Raw genomic sequence first — 19,602 nt, 5'->3', positions numbered from 1 at the left:
GCGCAGTGGATCGCCAACTGGGCCATCACCGCGAGCTTCCCGTCGCTGGCCGACTGGAACCTCTCCGTGACCTACGTGATCTACGCGGTCTTCGCCGCGTTCTCCATCCCGTTCGTCCTGAAGTTCGTGAAGGAGACGAAGGGCAAGGCGCTGGAGGAGATGGGCTGACCCATCGCTTCGAGCTCGAGGAGAAGGGCCAAGTCCCCGCTGCCCCTCTCCTCGAACCCCGTCGCCGCCCGGCCCGGCCCTTGCCTGAGCCGGGCGGCGCGTTCCTCCGTGCGGACGGGTCCGCCCGGCCGCACCGGGGCCCGGCGACCACAGACGGTCAGTCCTCCAGCCTCGGCAGCACGTTCTCGCAGAACAGGCGCAGGCTGCGCCAGCCCTCGTCCACCGGCATCCCGCCGGACAGCGGGTGCAGAACGTGGTTGTCCAGACCGAGGGCCACGCATGCGTCGGGGGTGAGGATGCGGTAGACGCCCTCCGCCCGCAGCTCCTCCACGGTGGTGGCCGCCGACTTCACGGCCGAGCGGATGCCGCCGGACTGCCAGGAGGCGTATGTGCGCGCCTCGTGCAGGAAGTGCCGGCCGTAGAGGGCCCACGCCCGGTCCGGGTCCTCCGCGATGTGCAGCAGCGGGGTCTCGGCCGCGGGCATCATCGTCCAGCCCTCGGTGCCGTACTCGACAAGCCGCTCCTTGTAGTACGACTCCAGCTCCGGCAGGTGGGCGCTCGGGAAGAACGGAAGGCCCAGGCGGGCGGCGCGGCGGGCCGCGGCCTTCGAGGAGCCGCCGACCAGCAGCAGGGGGTGGGGCTCGGTGTACGGGCGCGGGGTGACGCGCACGGTACGGCCGCGGAACGGGAACTGCTCGCCGGTCCACGCCTTCAGCAGGGTCTCGAGGAGCTCGTCCTGAAGCCTGCCGCGCGCCTTCCAGTCGACGTCGAAGAGGGCGTACTCCTCGGGCCGGTAGCCGATCCCGGCGACCGTGACCAGCCTGCCGCCGCTGAGCAGGTCCAGTACGGCGATCTCCTCGGCCAGGCGCAGCGGATCGTGCAGCGGGCCGATCGCCGCGGAGACGGTCACCGCGAGCCTGCGGGTCGCGCCGAAGACCGCCCCGGCGAAGACGAACGGGGAGGGCAGCCAGTTGTTCGCCACCCCGTGGTGCTCCTCCGTCTGGACGGTGGTGACCCCCCGCTCGTCGGCGTACGCGGCCATCTCCAGGGCGGCCCGATAGCGGGCGCTCAGCGATGCGGGTGCGGCGTCGGGCTCGACGAGGTTGAAACGTACGACCGTGACGGGCATGGCGGGTCCCCTTCGCCTGGCCGGGCAGGGTGTGCAGGGGGACGTTATCTGGCGGTGCGTCAGACATCCAGGGATGCGTGACCCGGAACCGCTGCCGCGGGCGGAGGCCTCGGCGGTCGTTGTGATCGCACACCCGAGGGGCACCCGGCGGTCCGGGGCCGGACCGCGGACCGGACCGGCCCGGCGGGGCCAGTGAGACCCCGCGCGTAGAACGAACGGCCGAGCGGTAGGTCACGCCATACTGGACGGGTTATGGAAATCGTCATCCTTGCTGTAGTCATCGCCGTGGTCGTGATCGGCGCGCTCGGCGGGCTCCTCATCGGCAGTCGGCGCCGGAAGTCGCTGCCTCCGGCGCCCCCGAAGACGCCCGACATCACCGCCCCTCCGGCCGAGCCGCACGTAGGCGAAGAGGCCGAGACACCGCGCGACGAGGAGCGCCGGACGATCGAGGAGGTGGACCTCCCAGGAGGTTCCGCCCCTGTCGTCGTCGAGGAGCCGCCCACCGTCGAGGCGCCCCCGATCGAGATCCCTGAGCCCACCGCCGGCCGCCTGGTCCGGTTGCGCGCCCGGCTGTCCCGCTCGCAGAACGCGCTCGGCAAGGGGCTGCTCACGCTGCTGTCCCGCGAGCATCTCGACGAGGAGACCTGGGAGGAGATCGAGGACACGCTGCTCACCGCCGATGTCGGCGTGCAGCCCACCCAGGAACTGGTCGAGCGGCTGCGCGAGCGCGTGAAGGTGCTCGGCACCCGCACGCCCGTGGAGCTGCGCGGGCTGCTGCGTGAGGAGCTGCTCACGCTGGTCGGCACCGACATGGACCGCGTCGTCCGGACCGAGCCCGAGAGCACCAAGCCCGGCATCGTGATGGTCGTCGGGGTGAACGGCACCGGCAAGACCACCACCACCGGCAAGCTCGCCCGCGTCCTCGTGGCCGACGGACGCACTGTCGTCCTCGGTGCCGCCGACACCTTCCGCGCCGCCGCCGCCGATCAGCTTCAGACCTGGGGCGAGCGGGTGGGTGCCTACACCGTGCGCGGGCCCGAGGGCGGCGACCCCGCCTCCGTCGCCTTCGACGCGGTCAAGGAGTGCAAGGAGATGGGCTACGACGTCGTGCTCATCGACACCGCGGGCCGGCTGCACACCAAGACCGGCCTCATGGACGAGCTCGGCAAGGTCAAGCGCGTCGTGGAGAAGCACGCCCCGCTCGACGAGGTGCTGCTGGTGCTCGACGCCACGACCGGGCAGAACGGCCTTGTCCAGGCGCGCGTCTTCGCCGAGGTCGTCGACATCACCGGCATCGTGCTCACCAAGCTCGACGGCACCGCAAAGGGCGGCATCGTGGTCGCGGTCCAGCGCGAGCTGGGCGTGCCGGTCAAGCTGGTGGGTCTCGGCGAGGGCGCCGACGACCTGGCCCCGTTCGAGCCGGAGGCGTTCGTGGATGCGCTTATCGGCGATTGACGGCTCCCACGAGGCGCACGGTCGCCTCACCGCAGTAAGCGGTCAGGGCCCCACTCCATGGTGCGAACGGAGTGGGGCCCCTCTGTTTTAGCTGTGCCGGGGACGCGGCCGACTCAGGCGCGTGAGCGGTGTGCCAGATAGGCGAGGGTGCCGATCAGCAGGCGCGCGGCCGGTGGATGAGTCGCAGAGTCGAGGGCGGGGGAGCGCAGCCAGCGAACGGGGCCGAGGCCGGCGCGGTCCGAGGGCGGGGCGGTGATGTGCGCGCCGGCACCGAGCGCGTGCAGGTCGAGGTCGGTGTCGTCCCACGCCATCCGGTACAGCAAATCGGGCAGTTCGGCTGCGGAGCCCGGGGCGACGAAGAAGTGGGCGCGGCCCTCTGGGGTCGCCGTCACCGGGCCGAGGGGGAGGCCCATGCGCTCCAGCCGGACGAGGGCGCGCCGTCCGGCCGCCTCGGCGACCTCGATCACGTCGAACGCCCGGCCGACCGGCAGCATCACCGCGGCGCCGGGGACCTCCGCCCAGGCCCGGGTCGCCTCGTCGAGCGTGGAGCCCGCGCCGACGACGGGCGCGAAGTCCAGTGGATGCGCACCCGGCCTGGTGCAGTCGCTCCTGCCGCACGAGCACGCACCCGCGACCGCCCGTGCCCCGGGCACCACGTCCCAGCCCCACAGGCCGGTGTACTCGGCCACGACCGTGCACTCCGAGGAGCGGCCCCGGCGCCGAGCGCCGGGCCTGATTTCGCGGATCGCCCGCGTGCCGCCGATCGTGAAGCCCATGCCCCCTCCAACGGGTCCAACGCGCTGGTGGTTACGCGGCGGAACGGGGACGTCACTCCGAGTGCCCGATCCGTTTGTGGCCGCCGTGCGGTCCGAACGGCGTCCAGGTGCATGCCGGGTGGTGCGTACGGTCGTATGCGCCGGTGAGTGCACCGCTCCATCCGCCGCCGGCTGTCATGTGTCAAGTGAATCGTGCCGAGGCCACAGTGAGTTCATTCGAAGGGGTGGCGAATGGTGGCGTTTCTGGAATCGCCATGGCTGGGTGCGTGATCGTAGGATTACTTTGAGTGCACAAACCCTGGGGATGCACGCACTCGTGGGTATGCCGGGGGCAAGCAGGTTCCCGTCCGGCGAGTGAGAACCGGCGGACGCGGGACCGTATTCAACGGCATTCTGGTAGGGCTTTGCGCACACAGCGCACAAGTGGTTTGAAGGATGGGGGCGTTCCGGTGGGCGACAACGGCGGAGGCGGTACGAACGCTGACAAGCGCCCCAATGAGCTGCTCGGCTCATGGTTCGCGCGCAGCGGCTGGTCCAAGGGCGAGCTGGCGCGCCAAGTGAACCGGCGTGCCCGTCAGCTGGGCGCCAACCACATCTCCACCGACACCTCGCGGGTACGCCGCTGGCTGGACGGGGAGAACCCGCGCGAGCCGATCCCGCGGATCCTCTCGGAGCTGTTCTCCGAGCGCTTCGGCTGTGTGGTCGCCGTCGAGGACATCGGGCTGCGCACCGCCCATCAGTCACCCTCCGTGTCCGGCATCGACCTGCCGTGGACGGGACCGCAGACGGTCGCGCTGATCAGCGAGTTCTCGCGCAGCGACCTGATGCTGGCGCGGCGCGGATTCCTCGGCAGCTCCCTGGCCCTGTCCGCGGGCCCGGCCCTCATCGAACCCATGCAGCGCTGGCTCGTGCCGGGCCCCGCCGCCCCGCGCGAGGACCCCGATTCCGCCCCGCCCGGGCGCGGCCGCGGCCGGCTGTCCAAGCCCGAGCTCGACCTCCTCGAGACCACCACCGTGATGTTCCGCAAATGGGACGCCCAGTGCGGGGGCGGTCTGCGCCGCAAGGCCGTCGTCGGCCAGCTCCACGAGGTGACCGACCTCCTGCAGGAGCCGCAGACCGAGGCCACCGCCAGGCGGCTGTTCAAGGTCGCCGCGGAGCTCGCCGAGCTGGCCGGCTGGATGAGCTACGACGTCGGACTTCAGCCCACCGCGCAGAAGTACTTCGTCCTCGCGCTGCACGCCGCCAAGGAAGCGGGCGAGAAGCCGCTCGGCTCGTACATCCTCTCCAGCATGAGCCGCCAGATGATCCATCTCGGCCGGCCGGACGACGCCCTGGAACTCATCCATCTGGCGCAGTACGGCAGCCGGGACTGCGCGAGCCCACGCACCCAGTCGATGCTGTATGCGATGGAGGCGCGCGCCTACGCGAACATGGGCCAGCCCGGCAAGTGCAAGCGCGCCGTCCGGATGGCCGAGGACACCTTCGCCGACGTGCTCGAGTTCGACGAGCCCGAGCCCGACTGGATCCGCTTCTTCTCCGAGGCAGAGCTCTACGCCGAGAACTCCCACTCGTTCCGTGATCTGGCCTATGTCGCGGGCCGCAGTCCCACGTACGCCTCCCTCGCCGAGCCCCTGATGCGGCAGGCCGTCGAGCGCTTCGCCGACGACAGCGAGCACCAGCGGTCGTACGCCCTCAATCTCATCGGCATGGCGACCGTGCATCTCCTTCAGCGTGAGCCCGAGGAGAGCGCGGTGCTGGCCAGGCGGTCCATGGAGATCGCGAAGAAGGTGCGGTCCGAACGCGTCAATACACGTATCCGAAAGACCGTCGACACGGCTGTACGCGATTTCGGTGATCTTTCGGAGGTCGTCGAACTGACCGACCATCTCGCCACCCATCTGCCGGAGACCGCCGACGCGGTCTGACCCCCCGGGCCCACCCGGTCCAAGGGCCCCCTGGGACCCCGGCCGCGGCCGCCATCCCGAACCGCCCGACTCGGCTCCCCCATGCCAGGTCATCGGATGGCCGTCGCGGTCGGCCTGCTTTTCCGCCACCGCTGCACCGCGCACCCGACGGCACCCGGTCGGCCCGGGACGCGCGCACGCCGAGGGGCGTGAAGGCGCGTCCTCGTCGAGGATTGCGTCACGAAAACGATCGATATGGTCAGCAGCCGGTAGTTCATCAAGGCGTAACACGCCCGGCGCCTTCGTCACTGCGGTGAAACATCGAGGGGCTTCCACGGAAACGGCGCTGCGCCAGTCTCATGGCGCATAACCGGCCCACCCCTCACTGATCCGGACCGCTCAGGCTTCGCCCGCACGGGGCCGTACCAACCGACGAGGAGACGCCGATGGCACCAGCCGCCATCATGCTTGCGGCGGACGCACCCAAGCTGTCGTCCGCCAACACAGGATTCATGCTGATCTGCTCCGCCCTGGTGATGCTCATGACCCCGGGCCTGGCCTTCTTCTACGGAGGCATGGTCCGCGTCAAAAGCACCCTGAACATGCTGATGATGAGCTTCATCAGCCTGGGGATCGTCACCATCCTGTGGGTGCTCTACGGCTTCTCCCTGGCCTTCGGCACCGACAAGGGATCGATCGTCGGCTGGACCTCCGACTGGGTCGGTTTCAGCGGCATCGGCACGATGGACCTCTGGCCCGGATACACCATCCCGGTCTTCGTCTTCGCCGTATTCCAGCTGATGTTCGCCATCATCACGCCCGCCCTGATAAGCGGCGCCCTGGCGGACCGCGTGAAGTTCTCCGCCTGGGCGCTGTTCCTGGTGCTGTGGGTCACGATCGTGTACTTCCCGGTCGCCCACTGGGTCTGGGGAACCGGCGGCTGGGCCTATGAGCTCGGTGTGATCGACTTCGCCGGCGGTACGGCCGTCCACATCAACGCGGGCGCCGCGGCGCTCGGCGTCATCCTGGTCATCGGCAAGCGCGTCGGATTCAAGAAGGACCCGATGCGTCCGCACAGCCTCCCCCTGGTCATGCTCGGCGCGGGCCTCCTGTGGTTCGGCTGGTTCGGCTTCAATGCCGGCTCCTGGCTCGGCAACGACGACGGCGTCGGCCCGCTGATGTTCGTCAACACCCAGATCGCCACCGCGGCCGCCATGCTGGCCTGGCTCGCCTACGAGAAGATCCGCCACGGTGCTTTCACCACGCTGGGCGCCGCCTCCGGCGCTGTGGCCGGCCTGGTCGCGATCACCCCGTCCGGCGGTGCGGTCTCCCCGCTCGGTGCGATCGCGGTCGGCGCCATCGCCGGTGTCGCGTGTGCCGCGGCGGTGGGCCTGAAGTTCCGGTTCGGTTTCGACGACTCGCTCGACGTCGTCGGTGTCCACATGGTCGGTGGTGTCATCGGGTCCCTGCTCATCGGCTTCTTCGCCAGCGGCAAGGGTCAGTCCGACGTTAAGGGCATCTTCTACGGCGGCGGTCCCGATCAGCTCTGGAAGCAGTGCGCCGGTGTCTTCGCGGTGCTGGCCTACTCCCTGGTGGTCTCCGCGGTTCTCGCCTTCCTCCTCGACAAGACCATCGGCATGCGTGTCACCGAGGACGAGGAGGTGTCCGGCATCGACCAGGCCGAGCACGCCGAGACCGCATACGACTTCAGCGGTGCCGGCGGTGGGATCGTCGGCTCCGCCGCCTCGGTCCTGGCCGCCGCGCAGAGCAAGAAGGTGGACGCATGAAGCTCATCACCGCCGTCGTGAAGCCCCACCGGCTCGACGAGATCAAGGAGGCCCTGCAGGCCTTCGGGGTGCACGGCCTGACGGTCACCGAGGCGAGCGGTTACGGTCGTCAGCGGGGACACACCGAGGTCTACCGGGGCGCCGAGTACACGGTCGATCTGGTCCCCAAGATCCGCATCGAGGTGCTGGCCGAGGACGACGACGCCGAACAGCTGATCGACGTCATCGTCAAGGCGGCCCGCACCGGCAAGATCGGGGACGGCAAGGTCTGGTCCGTCCCGGTGGAGACGGCGGTCCGGGTCCGGACCGGCGAGCGCGGGCCGGACGCGCTGTAAGGCACCAAGGAACAGGAGTCGCCGGGTGACGAGTACGGACGTACGTACGGAAACAGAGGGCTCGGAACCCGGCGGCTACGCGGCGGCCCGGCTGCGTCTCCTCCAGGAGGGGGCGGAGTCCGGGCCGCCGCGCCGTTCGGCCCTGGCGAAGCTGACGGACGACTGGCTCGCCCAGCTGTTCACCGCCGGGGCCGAAGGGCTGCGCGGTGTCGCCCTGGTCGCGGTCGGCGGCTACGGGCGCGGCGAGCTGTCCCCGCGCAGCGACCTCGATCTGCTTCTGCTGCACGACGGCGGCGACACCAAGGAGGTCGCCGCGCTCGCCGACCGCCTGTGGTACCCCGTCTGGGACCTCGGCATCGCCCTGGACCACTCCGTGCGTACTCCGGCGGAGGCCCGCAGGACCGCGGGGGAGGACCTCAAGGTGCAGCTCGGCCTGCTGGACGCGCGGCATCTGGCGGGCGACCTCGGGCTGACCGCGGGCCTGCGCACCGCCGTCCTCGCCGACTGGCGCAACCAGGCGCCGAAACGCCTTCCCCAGTTGCGGGAGCTGTGCGCCGAGCGGGCCGAGCGGCAGGGCGAACTGCAGTACCTCCTGGAACCCGATCTCAAGGAAGCGCGGGGCGGGCTGCGTGACGCCACGGCGCTGCGCGCGGTGGCCGCCTCCTGGCTCGCTGACGCCCCGCGTGAGGGACTGGCCGACGCCCGGCGCGGACTGCTCGACGTGCGGGACGCGCTGCATCTGGCCACCGGGCGCGCCACGGACCGGCTGTCCCTGCAGGAGCAGGACCAGGTCGCCGCCGAGCTCGGCCTGCTGGACGCCGACACGCTGCTGCGCCAGGTCTACGAGGCGGCGCGTGTCATCTCCTATGCGAGCGATGTCACCTGGCGCGAGGTGGGGCGCGTCCTGAAGTCGCGGGCCGTGAGGCCTCGGCTGCGGGCCATCCTCGGCGGTGGCAAACCGGTCGTCGAGAGGTCCCCGCTGGCCGAAGGGGTGGTGGAGCAGGACGGCGAGGTGGTGCTCGCCCGCACCGCTCGTCCGGAGCGCGACCCCGTGCTGCCCCTGCGCGCCGCGGCGGCCGCCGCCCAGGCCGGTCTTCCGCTCTCCCTGCACGCCGTACGGCGCATGGCCGGCACCGCGCGCCCCCTGCCCACGCCCTGGCCCGCCGAGGCCCGCGAGCAACTCGTGACCCTGCTGGGGTCCGGGCGCCCGACCGTCGAGGTCTGGGAGGCCCTCGAGGCCGAGGGACTGATCACCCGTCTGCTGCCCGACTGGGAGCGGGTGCGCTGCCGCCCGCAGCGCAATGCCGTGCATCTGTGGACCGTCGACCGGCATCTGATCGAGACCGCCGTGCAGGCCTCCGAGCTGACCCGCCGGGTGGGCCGCCCTGATCTCCTCCTGGTCGCCGCGCTGTTGCACGACATCGGCAAGGGCTGGCCCGGCGACCACTCCGTGGCGGGCGAGATCATCGCACGGGACGTGGCGGGCCGCATCGGCTTCGACCGCGACGACGTCGCCGTCCTCGCCACGCTTGTGCGCCATCATCTGCTGCTGGTCGAGACGGCCACCCGGCGCGACCTGGAGGACCCGTCGACGGTGCGCTCGGTCGCCGAGGCCGTCGGTTCCCAGCGCACCCTGGAGCTGCTGCACGCCCTGACCGAGGCGGACGCGCTCGCCACCGGTCCCGCCGCCTGGTCGTCCTGGCGTGGGGCGCTGGTGACGGACCTGGTCAAGCGGGTCTCGGCGGTACTGGCCGGCGACGAGCCCGCCGACCCGGTGGCCGTCACACCCACCGTCGAGCAGGAGCGGCTCGCCATCGAGGCGTTCCGTACGGGCGGGCCCGTTCTCGGCCTGCGCGCGCAGACCGAGCCGCCCTCCGGGGAACCGTCCGTGACGCCTGAGCCCCTCGGCGTGGAACTGCTCATCGCCGTGCCGGACCAGCCCGGAGTGCTGCCCGCGGTGTCGGGCGTACTGGCCGTGCACCGCCTCACCGTCCGCACGGCGGAGCTGCGGGCGCTGGACCTGCCGGAGCCGGTCCGCGAGGGCACGATCCTCCTGCTCGACTGGCGGGTCGCGGCGGAGTACGGCTCGCTTCCGCAGGCCGCTCGACTGCGCGCGGATCTCGTGCGGGCCCTGGACGGCTCCCTGGACGTCGCCTCGCGTCTGGCGGAGCGGGACGCGGCCTATCCCCGCCGCCGGGGAGTGGAGGCGCCTCCGCCGCGGGTGACGGTCGCCCCGGCGGCCTCGCGGCACGCCACCGTGATCGAGGTCCGCGCCCAGGACGCCCCGGGGCTGTTGTTCCGGATCGGCCGCGCCCTGGAGAAGTGCGGTGTGCGGGTGCGCAGCGCGCACGTCAGCACCCTGGGCGCGAACGCGGTGGACGCCTTCTATGTGACCACCGCCACGGGCGCGCCCCTGCCGGGCGAGGAGGCCGCCTCGGTGGCGCGGGCGCTGGAGGAGACGTTGCGGGCGTGACGCCCTGGCCGCCCGGAGCCCGGTGTGCGCTGCCGGACGGGCGGCCGGGGACGATTTGCTCGCCGGGCCGGATACTCTGGAGGGCAGCCCAAAACGACCCCGACCCCGAGGACCGACGCCGCCGTGTTCGATACCCTCTCCGACCGCCTCAGCGCGACTTTCAAAAACCTCCGCGGGAAAGGCCGGCTCTCCGAGGCGGACATCGACGCCACGGCCCGCGAGATCCGTATTGCGCTTCTCGAAGCCGACGTCGCCCTGCCGGTCGTCCGCTCCTTCATCAAGAGCATCAAGGAAAGGGCCCTCGGGAGCGAGGTCTCCAAGGCCCTGAACCCCGCCCAGCAGGTCCTCAAGATCGTCAACGACGAGCTGGTGACGATCCTCGGCGGCGAGACCCGCCGGCTCCGGTTCGCCAAGCAGCCCCCGACGGTGATCATGCTCGCGGGTCTGCAGGGTGCCGGCAAGACCACCCTCGCGGGCAAGCTCGGCAGGTGGCTCAAGGAGCAGGGACACTCCCCGCTGCTGGTCGCCGCCGACCTCCAGCGCCCGAACGCGGTCAACCAGCTCAGCGTCGTCGCCGAGCGTGCGGGCGTCGCCGTCTATGCGCCCGAGCCGGGCAACGGCGTCGGTGACCCGGTCAAGGTCGCCAAGGACTCCATCGACTTCGCCAGGACCAAGGTCCACGACATCGTCATCGTGGACACCGCCGGCCGGCTCGGCATCGACCAGGAGATGATGCAGCAGGCCGCGGACATCCGGGACGCGGTCTCGCCCGACGAGATCCTCTTCGTCGTCGACGCGATGATCGGTCAGGACGCGGTCAACACGGCCGAGTCCTTCCGCGACGGCGTCGGCTTCGACGGCGTGGTCCTGTCCAAGCTCGACGGTGACGCCCGTGGTGGTGCGGCGCTGTCGATCCGGCAGATCACCGGCAAGCCGATCATGTTCGCGTCGAACGGCGAGAAGCTCGAGGACTTCGACGCCTTCCACCCGGACCGGATGGCCTCCCGCATCCTCGACATGGGTGACCTGCTCACCCTGATCGAGCAGGCGGAGAAGACGTTCAGCCAGGAAGAGGCCCAGAAGATGGCCTCCAAGCTGGCGTCCAAGAAGGGCCAGGACTTCACCCTGGACGACTTCCTGGCCCAGATGGAGCAGGTCAGGAAGATGGGCTCCATCTCCAAGCTGCTCGGCATGCTCCCGGGCATGGGCCAGATCAAGGACCAGATCAACAATCTGGACGAGCGGGACGTCGACCGCACGGCCGCGATCATCAAGTCGATGACCCCGGGAGAGCGCCAGGACCCGACGATCATCAACGGCTCGCGCAGGGCCCGTATCGCCAAGGGTTCGGGCGTCGAGGTCAGCGCGGTCAAGAGCCTGGTCGAGCGGTTCTTCGAGGCCCGCAAGATGATGTCCCGCATGGCCCAGGGCGGCGGCATGCCGGGCATGCCCGGGATCCCGGGCATGGGCGGGGGGCCCGGCCGGACCAAGAAGCAGCCGAAGAAGGCCAAGGGCAAGCAGCGCTCCGGCAACCCGATGAAGCGCAAGCAGCAGGAGCAGGAGGAGGCCGCCCGGCGCGCCGCGGCCCAGGAGGCGGGCGCCTTCGGCCTCCCGCAGCAGAGCGATCAGGAGTTCGAGCTGCCGGACGAGTTCAAGAAGTTCATGGGCTGACCCGTACGGCGGTTCACGACGTACGACGCCGAGGGCGTCCCTCACCGGAGGGGCGCCCTCAGCGCATGCCGGGGTCTTTCCGGTGCCGTACCGTCCGATGTATGACCAATGCGCCGCCACCACGGAAAACCCCGGACAAACCGTGGCGCACGGAGGGCACCTCGGACGAGTCGCCCCGGCGGATCGGCGGCCGGCGGGCGCCGGGCGGGTGGTGGGGTCTCGCCGCCGCCGCAGTCATCGTCTTCCTCATCGTCTACGCCGCGGTGACCTACTTCACCGCGGCCAACGAAGCGACCATCTCGTACACGGAGTTCAGCAAGCAGGTCGCCGGCGGCAACGTCACCAAGGTCTACTCCAAGGGCGACGCGATCCAGGGGCAGCTGAAGCGGCCGCAACCGAGGCCGGGCGGCGGGGAGTACACCACCTTCAAGACGCAGCGCCCGGCATTCGCGGACGACAAGCTCTGGCAGAACCTGACGCAGCAGCACGTCACCGTGACAGCCCAGCCGGTGGTGCAGGAACGCAGCTTCCTGTCCAATCTGCTGATCTCGCTGCTGCCGCTGCTGATCCTGGCGGCGGTGTGGATCTTCATCGCCCGCCGGGTGCGCACGGGCCTCGGCGGTCCGGGAGGCATGCTGGGCCGCAGGGCGCCCCCCAGGCCGGTGGAGCTGCATCCGGGCATCAGACGCACCACGTTCGCCGATGTCGCCGGGATCGACGAGGTCAAGGGCGAGCTGAACGACGTCGTCGACTTCCTGAGGAACCCGGACGCGTACCGCAGCATGGGCGCGAAGATGCCGCGCGGCGTCCTGCTGACGGGCCCGCCGGGCACGGGCAAGACGCTGCTGGCCCGGGCGGTGGCCGGCGAGGCGGGCGTGCCGTTCTTCTCCGCCTCCGCCTCCGAGTTCATCGAGATGATCGTGGGCGTCGGCGCGTCCCGCGTCCGCGAACTGTTCAACGAGGCCCGCAAGGCCGCTCCCTCGATCATCTTCATCGACGAGATCGACACGATCGGGCGGATCCGGGGCGGCGGAGCCTCGCTGGGCGGCCACGACGAGCGCGAGCAGACCCTGAACCAGATCCTCACGGAGATGGACGGCTTCTCGGGGTCCGAGGGCGTGATCGTCATCGCGGCGACGAACCGCGCCGACGTCCTGGATCCGGCGCTGACCCGTCCGGGCCGCTTCGACCGGGTGGTCACCGTCTCGCCGCCGGACCGCGACGGCCGCCAGGCCATCCTGCGGATCCACACCCGCGACATGCCCCTCGCCCCGGACGTGGACCTGCCGCAGGTGGCCCGGATGACCCCGGGCATGACCGGCGCGGAACTGGCCAACCTCGCCAACGAGGCGGCGCTCCTCGCGGTCAAGCGGCAACAGCAGCAGGTGGCGCAGCACGACTTCCTGGAGGCCCTGGAGAAGGTCCAGCTGGGTGCCGCACGCTCGCTCCTGATGCCGGAGGAGGAGCGGCGGCGCACCGCGTACCACGAGAGCGGACACGCACTGCTGGGGATGCTGCAGCCCGGTGCCGACCCGGTCCGCAAGGTCACCATCGTGCCGCGCGGCCGGGCGCTGGGGGTGACGCTGTCGACCCCGGAGGCCGACAGATACGCGTACACGGAGGAGTATCTGCGCGGCCGCATCATCGGCGCCCTGGGCGGCATGGCCGCGGAACACGTGGTCTTCGGGGTCGTCACCACCGGCTCCGAGAACGACCTCGAACAGGTCACCGGCATCGCCCGCGGCATGGTCGCCCGCTGGGGCATGAGCGAGCGGGTGGGCCGCTTCTCGGCCCTCCCCAGCGATGCACAGCAGGCCTACGGCCTCACCGCCGCCCCGCACACACTGGACGTGATCGAGAGCGAGATGCGCCGCATCGTGGACGAGTGCTACGAGGAGGCGTGCCGCAAACTCACCGACCACCGTGGGCAACTGGACGCGCTCGCGGAGGCGCTCCTGGTCGACGAGACCCTGGACGAGGCGGAGGCGTACCGCATCGCCGGCGTCCTGCGCCTGAGGAAGGACGACTGAGCGAGCCGCTGGAAGGGCCCCGATCGTAGGTCTACGGGACGCGCGCGACCAGATACCGGAACACGTTCGGCATCCACACCGTCCCGTCCGGCCGCCGGTAGGGGTGCAGTGCCTCCGCCAGCTCCTTGTCGACCTGTGCCTGTTCCGTGGCGCCGATCGCCGCGTCGAAGAGCCCCGTCGACAGCATCCCGCGTACCGCGCTGCCCGGATCGGCGTACCCGAAGGGACAGGCCACCCGCCCCGACCCGTCCGGCCGCAGTCCGCAGCGTTGCGCCGTCTCCTCCAGGTCGTCGCGCCGGGACGGGCGCCAACGGCCGCCGTCTCCCTGGGGGTCGGCCAGTTTCGCGGCGACCCGGAGCACGGACGAGGCACTGCACCGCTCGGGCGGGCCCCAGCCGGCGAGCACCACGAACGCGCCGTGCTCGGCGAACGGTAGGGCCGCCGTGAGCTGCTCCTCGAGATCCACCTCGGTCTCGGCCGCGCCTGCGACCGGATCGAAGGCGGTCACCAGGTTGTACGCCGGCGCGCCCGGTATGGTCGCCTCCGTTCGGACAGACCCGTCGACGATCCGCGCGTCCCCTCGCGTCCGCACGCCCCACGGCCCCGGCTCCAGCCGCTCGCGGGCGAGGGCCAGCCGCTCGTCCGCCCCGCGGTCGACACCGGTGACCGACGCGCCCCGGGCGGCGGCCATCAGCAGGGCGAGCCCCGCCCCGCACCCGAGCCCGAGCAGACGGGTCCCGGGATTCACCTCGAGCCGCTCGTAGACGGCCTCGTAGAGCGGCACGAGCATCCGCTCCTGGATCTCGACCCAGTCACGCGCGCGTTCACGCCGGTCCACGCGGGCAGTCGCCCCCGCGTGGGGGAGGTGATGTCGCGCGAGCGTCGGTGTCATCGAAAGCGCCCCAATCAGACGAGAGTTGTCGCTGTGTTCGATTCCCTGGCCCCCCGTGACGTGCGTTCCACCCGGAAACCCCCCGCATGCCAGGTAACTCCGCGCCCGTCGTGGCGTCCAGGGGTTGCGACGCACTCCGTGTGAGCCGTCCGCGCGCCCCCGCCCACCCCCGGGCGACAAAATGATTCACGGTGCAAGAAGCTGTCCCCGTACCATCGCGCCATGGCTAAGGCACCCGTTCTCACGCCCCGGGCGGACGACTTTCCGCGCTGGTACCAGGACCTGATCAACAAGGCCGAACTGGCCGACAACGGGCCGGTGCGCGGCACCATGGTCATCCGACCGTACGGGTACGGGCTGTGGGAGCGGATGCAGGCCGAGATGGACGCCCGCATCAAGGGGACCGGCACCCAGAACGCGTACTTCCCGCTGCTGATCCCGCAGTCGTACCTCACCCGGGAGGCCGACCACGTCGAGGGCTTCGCGCCCGAACTCGCGGTCGTCACACACGCCGGGGGCAAGGACCTCGAGGAGCCCGCCGTGGTCCGGCCCACCTCCGAGACCATCGTCAACGAGTACTTCTCCAAGTGGATCCAGAGCTACCGCGATCTGCCCCTGCTGATCAACCAGTGGGCGAACGTGGTGCGTTGGGAGCTGCGGCCCCGCCTCTTCCTGCGCACCTCCGAGTTCCTGTGGCAGGAGGGCCACACCGCGCACGCCACCTATGAGGAGGCACGCGACTTCGCCGCGCACATCCAGCGGCACGTCTACGGCGACTTCCTGGAGAACGTCCTCGCGATGGACTTCGTGTCAGGGCGCAAGACGGTCAAGGAACGCTTCGCCGGTGCTGTCAACACCCTGACGCTCGAGAGCATGATGGGCGACGGCAAGGCCCTCCAGATGGTCACCAGCCACGAACTGGGCCAGAACTTCGCCAAGGCGTTCAACACCCGCTACCTCTCGAAGGACGCCTCGCAGGAATACGTGTGGCAGACCTCCTGGGGCTCCACCACCCGCATGATCGGCGCCCTGGTGATGACGCACGGCGACGACGACGGGCTCCGGGTCCCGCCGCGTCTGGCGCAGATCCAGGCCGTCGTTCTCGCGATCAAGGATGACGAGGCGGTTCTGGCCAAGGTCCACGAGATCGGCGAGCGGCTCGCGGCGGCCGGTGTCCGCGTCCACGTGGACGACCGCACCGACACCCCCTTCGGCCGCCGAGCCGTCGACTGGGAGCTCAAGGGTGTGCCCGTACGCATCGAGGTGGGCCCCCGCGACCTGGAGAACGGCACCGCGATGCTGGCCCGCCGCATCGCCGGGGGCAAGGAGCCGGTGGCGCTCGAGGCGCTCCCGGGTCTGGTTCCCGGGATCCTCGAGGAGGACCAGGCGCTGCTCCTGAAGCAGTCGCGCGAGCACCGCCTGTCCCGTACGGCGGAGGTGTCGACCATCGACGAGGCCGTCGAGGCGGCGGTCGCCGGCGGCTGGGCCCGCATTCCGTGGTCCGTGCTCGGCGAGGACGGCGAGGCCAAGCTGGCCGAACACGCCGTGACCGTACGCTGTCTGGTCACCGAGGACGGGGCGGTTCCCGACGCGGACGACGCACCGGGTAACGTCGCGGTCGTCGCGCGCGCTTACTGAGGTAAGGGGAGAAGAGGCCGAAACGCCTCTTGCACATCGGCAGACCACAGGTGCCCCGTTGTGCGCGGTTCACCTACGCGCCGGTGCGTAGAGGTCACTACGCACCGGCTTGGTATGAGCTGTGAGACTTCTCCGCAGATCATCGCACCCGCCCTCCTCCGGACGCATCAGCGGCAAACTGACGGGTACGTGCAAATTATTTGGGATGCCCCGTAATAGGAACACAGGGGGGCTCAGGCTCGTTGTCATTACGTGAGCACGACACCACCTGTTCTCGCCGCAGAGCTGGCGCAGGCGTGGGCCGACATTCAGCGGTACCACCCCGAGCTGCCCGATCTTGCCGCGCCTGAGTCCCTGATCGGAGAGTCGTCGTCCGCCTGTGGGCACGAGCTCTCCTTCGAGCGACTGCTCCATGAGGCAGTCCACGGCATCGCCGCCGCCCGCGGCGTACGCGACACCTCCCGTGCCGGCCGCTACCACAACCGCAGATTCCTCGCGATCGCCGAGGAGCTGGGCCTGGACCATCCCGAGGAGCCGCACCCGAGCAGCGGTTTCTCCCTCGTCACGCTCAACCCCGAGGCCAAGCGGCGCTACCGGCCGACGATGGAGCGGCTGCAGCGGGCGCTGAAGGCGCACTCGGCGGCGACGGCCGCGGACACGTCCCGCACGTTCCGGGGTCCCGCCGCCCGCCACGGCTCCTCCGGAGGCGGCGTTCGCGTCAAGGCGGTCTGCGACTGCGGCCGCAACGTCCGTGTGGTTCCGTCGGTGCTGGCCCAGGCCCCGATCATGTGCGGCGGATGCGGAAAGCCGTTCCGTATCCCGGAGCCGGTGGGTGCGGCGGCAGGCTGAGAAGACGGCTGCTCGTGGCAGCCGTACTCGGTGAGTCGCTCCACACGCACTGCGCACACGTACGCCGGGGCCGGCACGGTGGACGGGCATCCGTGAGCGCCGGGGCCGTCGCCCGGCGCCGGATGCCCCGTCGGCATGTCCGGGCGCACCCCTGGCGGGCCGAGGCTCCGTCAAGGTGTGGCAGAATGGCAAGCTGTACTCGACAGCCGCACAGGACCCCTCTCTCCTCCGGCTGACGCGTCCGTCGGGCACTCGGGTACCGCAACCCCACGCGGCCGACCCGCCGTGCCCAACCACGTCAAACCAGGAGAATCCACTCCCGTGGCAGTCAAGATCAAGCTGAAGCGTCTGGGCAAGATCCGTGCGCCTCACTACCGCATCGTCGTCGCCGACTCCCGCACCCGCCGTGACGGCCGTGCGATCGAGGAGATCGGCAAGTACCACCCGACCTACAACCCGTCGGTCATCGAGGTGGACGCCGACCGCGTGGCGTACTGGCTGGGTGTCGGCGCGCAGCCGACCGAGCCCGTGCTCGCCATTCTGAAGAAGACCGGCGACTGGCAGAAGTTCAAGGGCGAGCCCGCCCCGGCTCCGCTGCTGGTGGCCGCGCCCAAGGCCGCGCGTCCGTCCTTCGAGGCGCTCGCCGGTGACGACGAGGGCAAGGGTGAGGCGATCACCCAGAAGAAGAAGGCTGAGAAGAAGGACGCGGCCGCGGCCGAGTCGTCTTCGTCTGAGTCGACCGAGGCCTGAGCATGCTCGAGGAGGCTCTCGAGCACCTCGTGAAGGGCATCGTCGACAACCCTGACGATGTGCAGGTGGCCTCGCGCAACCTGCGCCGCGGGCGTGTGCTCGAGGTCCGGGTGCACCCCGACGACCTCGGCAAGGTGATCGGCCGCAACGGCCGTACCGCGCGCGCTCTGCGTACCGTCGTGGGCGCCATCGGCGGCCGTGGTGTCCGTGTCGACCTCGTCGACGTGGATCACGTCCGCTGACGCTTATCGCAACCGGCTCGGGCCGGGGAGGGCCACTGGGCCGTCCCCGGCCCGCGGTCGTTACGACAGGAGATCTTCACAAGTGCAGCTGGTAGTCGCACGGATCGGCCGCGCCCACGGCATCAAGGGCGAGGTCACCGTGGAGGTACGTACCGACGAGCCCGAACTCAGGCTCGCCCCCGGCGCCGTGCTGGCGACCGAACCCGCGGCCGTTGGCCCGCTCACCATCGCGACGGGCCGGGTGCACAGCGGACGGCTGCTCCTGCGCTTCGACGGCGTCCAGGACCGCACCGCCGCCGAGGCACTGCGCAACACCCTCCTGATCGCCGAGATCGACCCGGACGAGCTTCCGGAGGGCGAGGACGAGTACTACGACCACCAGCTCATGGACCTGGACGTGGTGACCGTCGACGGCACGGAGGTGGGCCGGATCACCGAGATCTCGCATCTGCCCCACCAGGACCTGTTCGTGGTGGAGCGCCCGGACGGTACCGAGGTGCTGATCCCGTTCGTCGAGGAGATCGTCACCGAGATCGACCTCGAGGAGCAGCGGGCGGTCATCGACCCCCCGCCGGGCCTGATCGACGACCGTGCGGAGATCGCGTCGTCCCGCGAGCCGGAGGAAGGGGAGTGATGAGGCTCGACGTCGTCACGATCTTCCCCGAGTACCTGGAACCGCTGAACGTCTCCCTCGTCGGCAAGGCACGCGCGCGTGGACAGCTGAACGTCCATGTGCACGATCTGCGCTCCTGGACGTACGACCGCCACAACACGGTCGACGACACCCCCTACGGCGGCGGCCCCGGCATGGTCATGAAGACCGATCCCTGGGGTGCGGCGCTGGACGAGATCCTGGCCGACGGCTACGAGACCGGCGCCGCGGCGCCCGCCCTGCTCGTGCCCACGCCCAGCGGCCGTCCTTTCACCCAGGAACTCGCCGTCGAACTCTCCGAGCGCCCCTGGCTGATCTTCACGCCTGCCCGCTACGAGGGGATCGACCGCCGCGTCGTCGACGAGTACGCGACCCGGATACCGGTGTACGAGGTGTCCATCGGCGACTACGTCCTCGCCGGCGGCGAGGCGGCCGTCCTCGTCATCACCGAAGCGGTGGCCCGCTTGCTGCCCGGGGTCCTGGGCAATGCCGAATCGCACCGGGACGACTCCTTCGCGCCCGGCGCGATGGCGAACCTCCTGGAGGGGCCCGTCTACACCAAGCCGCCGCTCTGGCGCGGCCGGGACATCCCCGAGGTCCTGCTCAGCGGCCACCACGGCAGGATCGCCCGCTGGCGCCGGGACGAGGCGCTGAAGCGCACGACGGCCAACCGGCCCGACCTGATCGAGCGCTGCGACCCCGCGGCCTTCGACAAGAAGGACCGCGAGATGCTCTCCGTCCTCGGCTGGGCACCGGACCCCGACGGCGCGGCGCACGGCCGATTTTGGCGCAGGCCGGAGGGCATGGAAGAATAGGCGGCTGTTGTCCGCTTCCGGCGCGCGCCCCTGCCA

General features: G+C 70.6%; 17 protein-coding genes. 14 read left to right on the top strand and 3 right to left on the bottom strand.

Annotated elements, in window-relative coordinates:
- Window positions 1-168 (top strand): MFS transporter (locus ADL25_RS48170; RefSeq protein ID WP_159044957.1); only part of this gene is annotated, 168 nt, incomplete at its 5' end.
- Between the two features lie 157 nt (window positions 169-325).
- Here ADL25_RS48170 and ADL25_RS19780 read toward each other — a convergent pair.
- Window positions 326-1,297, bottom strand: a complete 972-nt coding sequence (locus ADL25_RS19780; protein WP_059129089.1) for an LLM class flavin-dependent oxidoreductase — start codon at window positions 1,295-1,297, stop codon at window positions 326-328.
- Window positions 1,298-1,549: 252 nt separating this feature from the next.
- On the opposite strand from ADL25_RS19780, the gene ftsY reads away from it, so the two are divergent.
- A complete protein-coding gene (gene ftsY / locus ADL25_RS19775; protein ID WP_059129088.1) occupies window positions 1,550-2,752 on the top strand; it encodes a signal recognition particle-docking protein FtsY in 1,203 nt (400 codons plus the stop codon).
- A 113-nt stretch (window positions 2,753-2,865) separates the two neighbouring features.
- On the opposite strand, the gene ADL25_RS19770 is transcribed toward ftsY, so the two are convergent.
- A complete protein-coding gene (locus ADL25_RS19770) occupies window positions 2,866-3,528 on the bottom strand; it encodes a bifunctional DNA primase/polymerase (RefSeq protein ID WP_059129087.1) in 663 nt (220 codons plus the stop codon).
- 449 nt (window positions 3,529-3,977) lie between these two features.
- Between ADL25_RS19770 and ADL25_RS19765 the strand changes: the two genes are divergently transcribed.
- From ADL25_RS19765 to ftsH, 6 genes are all read left to right on the top strand, one after another.
- Complete coding sequence (locus ADL25_RS19765; protein ID WP_059129086.1) at window positions 3,978-5,453, top strand: hypothetical protein; 1,476 nt, start codon at window positions 3,978-3,980, stop codon at window positions 5,451-5,453.
- Window positions 5,454-5,878: 425 nt separating this feature from the next.
- On the top strand, window positions 5,879-7,219 hold the full coding sequence (locus tag ADL25_RS19760; RefSeq protein WP_059129085.1) for an ammonium transporter: 1,341 nt from the start codon (window positions 5,879-5,881) through the stop codon (window positions 7,217-7,219).
- Window positions 7,216-7,554 (top strand): P-II family nitrogen regulator, encoded by a 339-nt coding sequence (locus tag ADL25_RS19755; RefSeq protein WP_018544752.1) that lies wholly within the window; start codon window positions 7,216-7,218, stop codon window positions 7,552-7,554. The genes ADL25_RS19760 and ADL25_RS19755 overlap by 4 nt, the downstream gene beginning before the upstream one ends.
- 25 nt (window positions 7,555-7,579) lie before the next feature.
- Window positions 7,580-10,027 (top strand): [protein-PII] uridylyltransferase, encoded by a 2,448-nt coding sequence (locus tag ADL25_RS19750; RefSeq protein ID WP_059129084.1) that lies wholly within the window; start codon window positions 7,580-7,582, stop codon window positions 10,025-10,027.
- A gap of 123 nt (window positions 10,028-10,150) precedes the next feature.
- The gene (gene ffh, locus ADL25_RS19745) at window positions 10,151-11,698 is read left to right on the top strand and encodes a signal recognition particle protein (RefSeq protein ID WP_059129083.1); all 1,548 of its coding nucleotides are present in this window, start codon (window positions 10,151-10,153) and stop codon (window positions 11,696-11,698) included.
- A gap of 101 nt (window positions 11,699-11,799) precedes the next feature.
- Window positions 11,800-13,728: an ATP-dependent zinc metalloprotease FtsH gene (ftsH, locus tag ADL25_RS19740; RefSeq protein WP_079050474.1), complete on the top strand. Its 1,929-nt coding sequence runs from the start codon at window positions 11,800-11,802 to the stop codon at window positions 13,726-13,728.
- A 31-nt stretch (window positions 13,729-13,759) separates the two neighbouring features.
- Here the strand turns inward: ftsH and ADL25_RS19735 are convergent, their stop codons facing one another.
- The gene (locus ADL25_RS19735) at window positions 13,760-14,566 is read right to left on the bottom strand and encodes a class I SAM-dependent methyltransferase (RefSeq protein ID WP_234380969.1); all 807 of its coding nucleotides are present in this window, start codon (window positions 14,564-14,566) and stop codon (window positions 13,760-13,762) included.
- A gap of 276 nt (window positions 14,567-14,842) precedes the next feature.
- On the opposite strand from ADL25_RS19735, the gene proS reads away from it, so the two are divergent.
- From proS to trmD, 6 genes are all read left to right on the top strand, one after another.
- Entirely contained in the window at window positions 14,843-16,258 is a 1,416-nt protein-coding gene (gene proS, locus ADL25_RS19730; protein WP_059129082.1) for a proline--tRNA ligase, read from the top strand.
- Between the two features lie 252 nt (window positions 16,259-16,510).
- Window positions 16,511-17,107, top strand: coding sequence for a hypothetical protein (locus tag ADL25_RS19725; protein WP_059129081.1), 597 nt, complete (start codon window positions 16,511-16,513; stop codon window positions 17,105-17,107).
- A gap of 321 nt (window positions 17,108-17,428) precedes the next feature.
- Window positions 17,429-17,857, top strand: coding sequence for a 30S ribosomal protein S16 (gene rpsP, locus ADL25_RS19720; RefSeq protein ID WP_059129080.1), 429 nt, complete (start codon window positions 17,429-17,431; stop codon window positions 17,855-17,857).
- Between the two features lie 2 nt (window positions 17,858-17,859).
- A complete protein-coding gene (locus ADL25_RS19715) occupies window positions 17,860-18,099 on the top strand; it encodes an RNA-binding protein (RefSeq protein WP_003973401.1) in 240 nt (79 codons plus the stop codon).
- Window positions 18,100-18,181: 82 nt separating this feature from the next.
- Complete coding sequence (rimM, locus tag ADL25_RS19710) at window positions 18,182-18,733, top strand: ribosome maturation factor RimM (protein ID WP_059129079.1); 552 nt, start codon at window positions 18,182-18,184, stop codon at window positions 18,731-18,733.
- Window positions 18,733-19,566, top strand: coding sequence for a tRNA (guanosine(37)-N1)-methyltransferase TrmD (gene trmD / locus ADL25_RS19705; protein WP_059129078.1), 834 nt, complete (start codon window positions 18,733-18,735; stop codon window positions 19,564-19,566). The genes rimM and trmD overlap by 1 nt, the downstream gene beginning before the upstream one ends.
- The last annotated feature ends 36 nt before the right edge of the window (window positions 19,567-19,602 follow it).

Origin of the sequence: Streptomyces sp. NRRL F-5122, from assembly GCF_001507435.1 — a bacterium.
Classification (GTDB): domain Bacteria; phylum Actinomycetota; class Actinomycetes; order Streptomycetales; family Streptomycetaceae; genus Streptomyces; species Streptomyces lannensis.
This window is presented reverse-complemented; position numbering and strand designations above follow the sequence as displayed.